The organism is Arthrobacter sp. Y3223164, from assembly GCF_059091005.1.
The window spans coordinates 1-7,435 of record NZ_JBNHGF010000113.1; the positions used below are offsets into that span (position 1 = coordinate 1).

7 protein-coding genes are annotated in these 7,435 nt (G+C 70.4%); 3 read left to right on the forward strand and 4 right to left on the reverse strand.

What is annotated here, in order from left to right:
- The 4 genes from AC5RUJ_RS07910 to AC5RUJ_RS07925 form a co-directional block, all read right to left on the reverse strand.
- Positions 1 to 1,004 (reverse strand): FAD-dependent monooxygenase (locus tag AC5RUJ_RS07910; protein ID WP_494155737.1); only part of this gene is annotated, 1,004 nt, incomplete at its 3' end.
- Positions 1,005 to 1,143: 139 nt separating this feature from the next.
- Entirely contained in the window at positions 1,144 to 2,487 is a 1,344-nt protein-coding gene (locus tag AC5RUJ_RS07915) for a permease prefix domain 1-containing protein (RefSeq protein ID WP_494048847.1), read from the reverse strand.
- Positions 2,487 to 2,849 carry a PadR family transcriptional regulator gene (locus AC5RUJ_RS07920; RefSeq protein ID WP_494002295.1) on the reverse strand — a complete coding sequence of 121 codons (363 nt, stop codon included), beginning with the start codon at positions 2,847 to 2,849 and terminating at the stop codon, positions 2,487 to 2,489. The genes AC5RUJ_RS07915 and AC5RUJ_RS07920 overlap by 1 nt, the downstream gene beginning before the upstream one ends.
- A 90-nt stretch (positions 2,850 to 2,939) precedes the next feature.
- The gene (locus AC5RUJ_RS07925) at positions 2,940 to 5,129 is read right to left on the reverse strand and encodes a RecQ family ATP-dependent DNA helicase (protein WP_494024334.1); all 2,190 of its coding nucleotides are present in this window, start codon (positions 5,127 to 5,129) and stop codon (positions 2,940 to 2,942) included.
- 70 nt (positions 5,130 to 5,199) lie between these two features.
- On the opposite strand from AC5RUJ_RS07925, the gene AC5RUJ_RS07930 reads away from it, so the two are divergent.
- The 3 genes from AC5RUJ_RS07930 to AC5RUJ_RS07940 form a co-directional block, all read left to right on the forward strand.
- Positions 5,200 to 6,678 (forward strand): phosphohexomutase domain-containing protein, encoded by a 1,479-nt coding sequence (locus AC5RUJ_RS07930; RefSeq protein WP_494128112.1) that lies wholly within the window; start codon positions 5,200 to 5,202, stop codon positions 6,676 to 6,678.
- A complete protein-coding gene (locus AC5RUJ_RS07935) occupies positions 6,675 to 7,163 on the forward strand; it encodes a hypothetical protein (protein WP_494128111.1) in 489 nt (162 codons plus the stop codon). Before AC5RUJ_RS07930 ends, AC5RUJ_RS07935 begins: the two co-directional genes overlap by 4 nt.
- Before the next feature lie 62 nt (positions 7,164 to 7,225).
- Positions 7,226 to 7,435, forward strand: a 210-nt coding sequence (locus AC5RUJ_RS07940; RefSeq protein ID WP_494155738.1) for an RrF2 family transcriptional regulator, incomplete at its 3' end; no start/stop codon positions are given.

Consider the following 7,435-nt stretch of genomic DNA (forward strand, 5'->3'; position numbering starts at 1 on the left):
TGCATCAGCGACTGCGCCATTGTGTGCTTGAGCGCGCGGGCTCCGGCGGGGTGCCGCTCGGCGTGGTAGGTGTCCAGCAGGCTGCCCGGGGCACTGCCCCGGACCACCAGGGCGAGCTTCCAGCCGAGGTTCACGGCGTCCTGGATGCCGAGCCCGATCCCCTGCCCGCCCGAAGGAGCATGGATGTGCGCGGCGTCCCCGGCCAGCAGCACGCGTCCGCTGCGGTAGGCCGCGGCCTGCCGCGTGGCGTCGGTGAAGCGCGAGATCCAGGTCGGATGGTGGATCCCGAAGTCGGTGCCGTAGACCTCGGACAGCGCCATGCCGAGGTCCGCCAGCGTGGGCTCGGTCGCCGGCCCCAGTTGCTTCTCGGTCACGACCACCCGCACCGTTCGCCCGTCCTCCATCGGGTGCAGCCCGTGGACCCCCACCTCGTCGATGCGCATGCCCGACGGCGTATCCTCGGTTACCTCCACTTCGGCGATCAGGCTGCTTTTCGTGGCATCCCAGCCGGGGAACCCGATGCCGGCCGCCTTGCGGACCGCGCTGCGTCCGCCGTCGGCGCCGACCAGGTACCGCGCGCGCATCGGCCCGCCGTCGGCCAGATGCACGTCGACACCGGCGGCGTCCTGGACCAAGCCGGTTACCTCGAGGCCCCGATGGACCGGCACACCCAGTTCCTCGATCCAGCCGGCCAGGATCCGCTCAATATGGTTCTGCCACAGCCCGAGCGTGTAGGGGTGGCGGGTGGGAAAGTCGCTGACGTCCAGCATCGTGTTCCCGAAAAACGCCGCCTGGACGGGCTGGCCCTCGGCCAGGAACCGGTCGGCAATCCCGCGCTGATCGAGGATCTCGATCGTCCGCGAGTGGAAGCCGCCCGCGCGCGAGCCCACCAGCTCCGGCGTCGGGCGGCGCTCCACGATCGCCGTATCCACGCCCGCCAGCGCCAGTTCACCGGCAAGCATCATCCCCGACGGACCGCCCCCGGCAACGATGACCTCCACCATCACGACCCCGCCTCTCCGAGCCTTTTCGTGCGCCTCTTCAGCGCACGTCCGGGCCAGTTTGGGGCATGAGGGGGGCCTTGCAGCAAGCCCCCCGGTGCGCGCTACGTTGGAAGTGGCGGCAGACCTACGGCCCCGCAGGTCAGGCGAAGCCGAAAACCGGCGGGAATACCACGACGACGACGGCGGCCCAGGCGCCATAGACCGGCAGGTACCCTGTCTGCCAGCGCTCCAGCGCCGCGAAGGGTCGCCGCCCGCGCAGGAACCCGACGGTGAGCCACGCCGCCCACACCAGATGCACCAACAGCAGCAGGTTCAGGCCGAGCGCGGCGACCTTGTTGGCGCTGGTACCGAATTCGGCGATCCGGGTCAGCATCGCCGTCAGCATGACCGCGTCGACCGCGACCGCGGCGGCGACGAGGACCAATTGCAGGCCGTCGAACAAGCCCGGCGGCGCCAGCGCGTCGCGGGCAGAAATCGCGTACAGCAGCAGGGCCAGGACGAGCACGAGGATCGCGTTCATCAGGATGAGCAGCCCCCGGTCGACGTCCACCAGGCCGCCTGCCGCCGTGAGTACCGCCAGCAGGGCCAGCAGCATCACGATGGTCAGGGGCGTGAAGACGCGGGTGAGCACCGGGGCGATGTTCTCGACGACGTTCTGCTTGGCCTCGACCAGCCAGGCGGCCACGACCAGCGCACCCGGGACGGCGAACGGCAGTATCCAGGCCTCCATCGCGGGCTCGAAGTCGACGCCGACAGCCTGCAGCGCGCCGAAAGTGAGCCCGATCAGCACCGCCCCGCCGAGGGCCAGCAGCGTGAAGTAGATCGCGAGCTCACCGCTGAACCGGACAAAGTCCATGCGCCGGCTGTGCTCCCGCCACCTGCCGCCAACGTACGCCACGCCCGCCAGCAGCCACAGGACGACCGGGGCGTGCAGCACGGCGAGCACCTCGGTGGAACCGGCGGCCGCGAACGGATAGGCATTGAGCAGCACGGCCAGCGCGGTGAACGGGACGAGCAGCGCAGCCGCCTTGGGCACCGTCAACCGGCGTTTCCAGGCGAAGTACGCGGCAAGGAACGGGAAGACGAGGAGGCCGAGGTTGCGCGCCAGGACCGCGCCGTCGAGCCACAGGGTGCCTGCCTTGACGGCCACCCCTGCCCCCACGGCGAGCGCGAGGACGACAGCGAGCTCCCGCCATGGCGGCGCTGCGGAGTCGGCGTCCTGCGGGACGAGCACCAACTGCTTCCACAGCCGGTCGGAGTGCTCGCGGGCGAACTCATGCGAGATCGCATCCAGATTGCCCAGGCGCTTGATCGCGACGAGGAAGGCCTCCTCGTCGTCCAGCCCTGACGCCTGGCGGTCGGCGATTTGTCCGCGCAGGTGGTCCTCGAGTTCATCGAGGTCCGCGGGTGAGATCGCCTGCCGCCGCCGGACATACCCGCGCCACCGGTCTATCTGTGCTTCCAACTCGGCATGCGGTTCCATCAGGCCCACCCTTCGACCGGGGCCGCGGGCGGCGGCACTGCCTGCCACACCCGCCGCAGCGTCTCGGCGACCACCGTCCACTGTTGCTGCCGCTCGGCGAGCACCTCCCGGCCTTGGGCGGTGATGGCGTAGTGTTTGCGCCGCCGTCCGGCCTCCGAGATGCCCCACGAGGACGACACATACCCGAACCGTTCGAGTCGGTGCAGCAGCGGGTAGAGCATGCCGTCCGTCCACTCCAGCCCTCCGTCGGACAGTTCGCTGACGCGCTTGCTGATGGCGTAGCCGTATAGTTCGCCCTCCGACAATATCCCCAGCACGAGCGGGGTGGCCGAAGCGGCGACCAGGTCCTTGTCAATGCGCAAAGGGTCCTCCTGATACCTAGATCTGCAAGGTATTACCATAGCACCTCTAGGTATCAGGCAGGGCGGCCGTCCGGCCAGGCCGCCTTGGGCTCAGGCCTTGAGGGCCAAAACAAAGGGCAGGACCGCTTCGGCCCCGGCGAGGCGCAGCGCGCGTCCGGCCACGGTCAGGGTCCAGCGGCTGTCGGCGACGTCGTCGACCAGAAGCACGGGGCCGCGGTTTTGCGCCAACCAGGCTTCACCGCCCTCGGGGACCTGGAACTGGTCCCACACATCGGCCAACCGGAAGGCGCTGTTGCCGCCGGGGCCGCTGCGGGGTCCGCCGTGCGGGACGGTGAGTTCGCCCAGGTAGGGCAGCCGGCCGATCTCGGACAGGCCGCGGGCCAGTGACTGCACCAGCAGCGGCCTGCTGCGGGAGGGGACGCTGACGATGCCGACCGGGCGTTGTGCCCAACCCCACTGCGCCAGGACCTGGACGCAGGCGTTCAGCATGGCCGGGTCCACTTCGCGGTCCGGCGCCCCGTCCGCGAAGACTTCGCGCAGCTTTCCGCCCCAGCCCAGGTCCGTCAGCCGGGCCAGGGCGCGGCCGCTGCCGTTGGCCTCCGCCGGCGGGATCTTGCCCTTGACCGGCACGCCCAGCTTGTTCATGCCGCTGGGCCACATGGCGCGCGGCTCCAGTTCGACGCCGGCACGTTGCAGGGCGGCGCCGGCGCTTTCGGTGGCCTCGGCCGCGATGGTGTCCGAGTACCAGGGTCCTGCGCAGTTGTCGCAGCGCCCGCAGGGCGCCGCGGCGGGATCGTCCAGGGCCCTGGCGAGGAATTCCATCCGGCAGCCGGAGGTGTTCTCGTAGTCCAGCATGGCGTTCTGCTCGGCCACCCGGGCCTGCGAAATGCGTCCGTAGCGCTCCGCGTCGTAGGTCCAGGGCTGGCCGGTCCCCTCCCAGCCGCCGCTGACCTTGCGCACCGCGCCGTCCACGGAAAGGACCTTCAGCAAGAGTTCCAGCGGGGACCGTTTCAGGTTCACCAGCGTCTCCAGCGCCGCGGTGGACAGCACGGTCCCCGGGACGGAGAGCTCGCGCAGCACGGCCGTTGCCGTGCCCTCGTTCGGCATCGACGCCGTGGCAAAGTACTCCCAGATGTCCCGGTCTTCGGTACCCGGCAGGAGCAGCACGTCGGCGTTCGGAGTTCCGCGTCCTGCGCGCCCCACCTGCTGGTAGTAGGCCACCGGGGAACTCGGCGCACCCAGGTGCACCACAAAGCCCAGGTCGGGTTTGTCGAAGCCCATGCCGAGGGCGCTGGTCGCCACCAGCGCCTTGACCCGGTTCTCCTTCAGCGCCGCCTCAGCCTGTTCCCGCTCGGCCGGATCGGTCCGGCCGGTGTAGGCGGCCACCTCGTGGCCGGCCTCGCGGAGCAGCCGGGCCGTGTCCTCGGCGGCGGAAACCGTGAGGGCGTAGATGATTCCGCTGCCGGGCAGGTCGTCCAAGTGCGTGAGCAGCCACCCGAGCCGGGCACGCGGGCTGGCCAGGCGGAGCACTCCCAGCCGCAGCGACGCGCGGGCGAGCGGGCCCCGGATGGTGAGCACTCCGCCGTCGTGCCCGGGGGCGGCATGCACGCCGAGTTGCTCCTCGATGTCGTGGACCACGCGGGAATTGGCGGTGGCCGTGGTGGCCAGTACCGGGACCCGCTCGGGCAGTCGGGCGATCAGGTCCCGGATCCGCCGGTAGTCCGGGCGGAAGTCGTGGCCCCAGTCGGAAATGCAGTGCGCCTCGTCGACCACCAGCAGGCCGGAGCTTTGCACCAGCTGCGGCAGCTGTTCGTCGCGGAACCGCGGATTGTTCAGCCGCTCGGGCGAGACCAGCAGCACGTCCACGGTATTGGCGGCCAACTGCTCCTGGACCTGGCCCCATTCCAGCTGGTTCGCCGAGTTGATCGCCGCGGCCCGCACCCCCGCGCGTTCGGCCGCCGCCACCTGGTCGCGCATGAGCGCGAGCAGGGGCGAGACGATCAGGGTGGGGCCGGCGCCACGGCGGCGCAGCAGGAGGCTCGCCACGAAGTAGACCGCCGATTTTCCCCAGCCGGTGCGCTGCACCACCAGCGCCCGGCGCCCGCCGGAAACCAACGCCTCGACAGCCTCGAACTGGCCCTCGTGGAACTGGGCCGTGTCATTGCCCACCAGGGCACGCAGCAGCGCGGTGGCCTCCCCGCGCAGCCCGCCGTCGTCCTGCCCGGGCCCCGCCGTTCCCGTCGTCACCGCGTCCGTTGTCCCGTCGATCAGCTCAGCCATGCTGCCCAGTATCGCAGCCGCCGAGGACAACCTGGCCCTTTTCCACAGCAGCCCCTTATAAGCTGGTGAAGTGAGCAGCATAGATCTTGGCCTGTCCTTCAAGGCGTACGACGTCCGCGGGATCGTGGGCGAAACCATTACGGCGGCGACCGTCGAGGCGACCGGCGCCGCGTTCGTGGACGTGTTGTCCCTGGCCGGGCAGACCGTGCTGGTGGGCGGCGACATGCGCCCGTCCTCGCCGGAATTCGCCGCCGCGTTCGCCCACGGCGCGGCCGGCCGCGGGGCCAACATCCAAATGCTGGGGCTGATCTCCACCGATGAGCTCTACTACGCCTGCGGGTCCCTGGACGCCGCCGGGGTGGTGTTCACCGCCAGCCACAACCCTGCGCAGTACAACGGCCTGAAGATGGCCAAGCCCGGGGCGGTGCCGGTCTCCTCCGACACCGGCATGTTCGACATCCGCGACCTGGCGCAGAAGTACCTCGAGACGGGGATCCCCGACGGCACCGAACCCGGGACCATCAGCGAAACCAACGTGCTGGCCGGTTACGCCTCCTACCTGCGCTCCCTGGTGGACCTGGCCGGCATCCGGCCGCTGAAGGTAGTCGTGGACGCCGGCAACGGCATGGCCGGGATGACCACCCCCGCCGTGCTCGGCGACACCCTGCTGCCGGCGCTGCCGCTTCAGGTCGTGCCGCTGTATTTCGAGCTGGACGGCACGTTCCCCAACCATCCGGCCAACCCCCTGGAACCGGAAAACCTGGTGGACCTGCAGGCCGCCGTCACCGAGCACGGGGCGGACCTCGGCCTGGCCTTCGACGGCGACGCCGACCGGTGCTTCGTGATCGATGAGACCGGGGCGGTGGTCTCCCCCTCGGCAATCACCGCGCTGGTCGCCCGGCGCGAAATCGCCCGCGCCCGCGCCGCCGGCGAAGAAAGCCCGGCGGTGATCCACAACCTGATCACCTCCCGCGCCGTGCCCGAAACCATCACCGCCGCCGGCGGACGCCCGGTCCGCACCCGGGTGGGACACTCGTTCATCAAGGCGCACATGGCCGAGGAGAAGGCCGTGTTCGGCGGCGAACACTCCGCGCACTATTACTTCCGCGACTTCTACAACGCCGACACCGGCATGCTCGCCGCCATGCACGTGCTCGCCGCCCTCGGCGAGCAGGACGCACCGCTGTCCAAGCTTGCCGCCGAATACGACCCCTACCACGCCACGGGCGAACTGAACTCCCAGGTCGAAGACAAGGACGCCGCGATCGCCCGCGTGCTGGCCGACTTCGCCCCCGCCCTCGCGTTCGACCCCGCCGCGGCCGGAACCGACACGACGGCCGTTAGCTGCCCGGCCCCCTACGCGGGCACCGGCGTGAGCGTGGACCGGCTCGACGGCACCACCGTGATCGCCGACGACGGAACCTGGTGGTTCAACCTGCGCCCCTCCAACACCGAACCCTTCCTGCGGCTGAACGCCGAGGCGACCAGCCCCGGCCTGCTCGACACCCTCCGCGGGCACGTCCTGGCCCGCGTCCGGGAAACAGCATGAGCGCCTCGTGGCGGGAGGGCATCCCCGCGGAGATCCTGGCCGATATCGACACGCTGTTCGGAACCGGGCTCGGGGTGGCGCAGGAACAGTTGACCGAGCATGGGGCGTTCCTGCCCGCGGCCCTGGTCACCACGCACGACGGCGGCCTGCGGCTCGTCGTGGTCTCCCCCGATGACCTGGACGCCGAGGCAGCCGAGGTCAACGTGGATGGGATGATCGAGGACCTGTACGCCACCCTGCGCCATGACCGCGCCGATTTCCGCGCCATCGCCGTGATCAGCGACATCTTCCTGCCCGAAGAGGACGCCGACGCGATCCAGATTGCCGTGGAGCACTCGGCCGGCATCGCGGTCTCGGCCATCCAGCCCTACCATCACGACGACGACGGCACCTGGAGCTACCCGGACCCGTTCGTGGACCCGCAGGAACGCCTGGTCTGGCCCGATGAGGAACCCGACGCAGAAGCCGGGCCTCCCCGGGGCTGATCCACCGGCGCCGCGCGGAACGGCGGCAATTCCGGCCGCGCCGGACGGCTAAAATTGGCGGCATGCGTATCAATGCCTTCTCCGATGTGTGCCTGCGTGCACTGATGCTGCTGTCCGCGGCGCCGGAGGGCGAATTGATGACCACGCAGGCGGTCGCCGACGGCGTCGGCACCCCGTACAACCACGTCAGCAAGGCGGTGCTGAAGCTGCGCTCGCTCGGACTGGTCGAGGCGGTGCGCGGCCGCTCCGGCGGCATCCGGATCAGCGCCGCC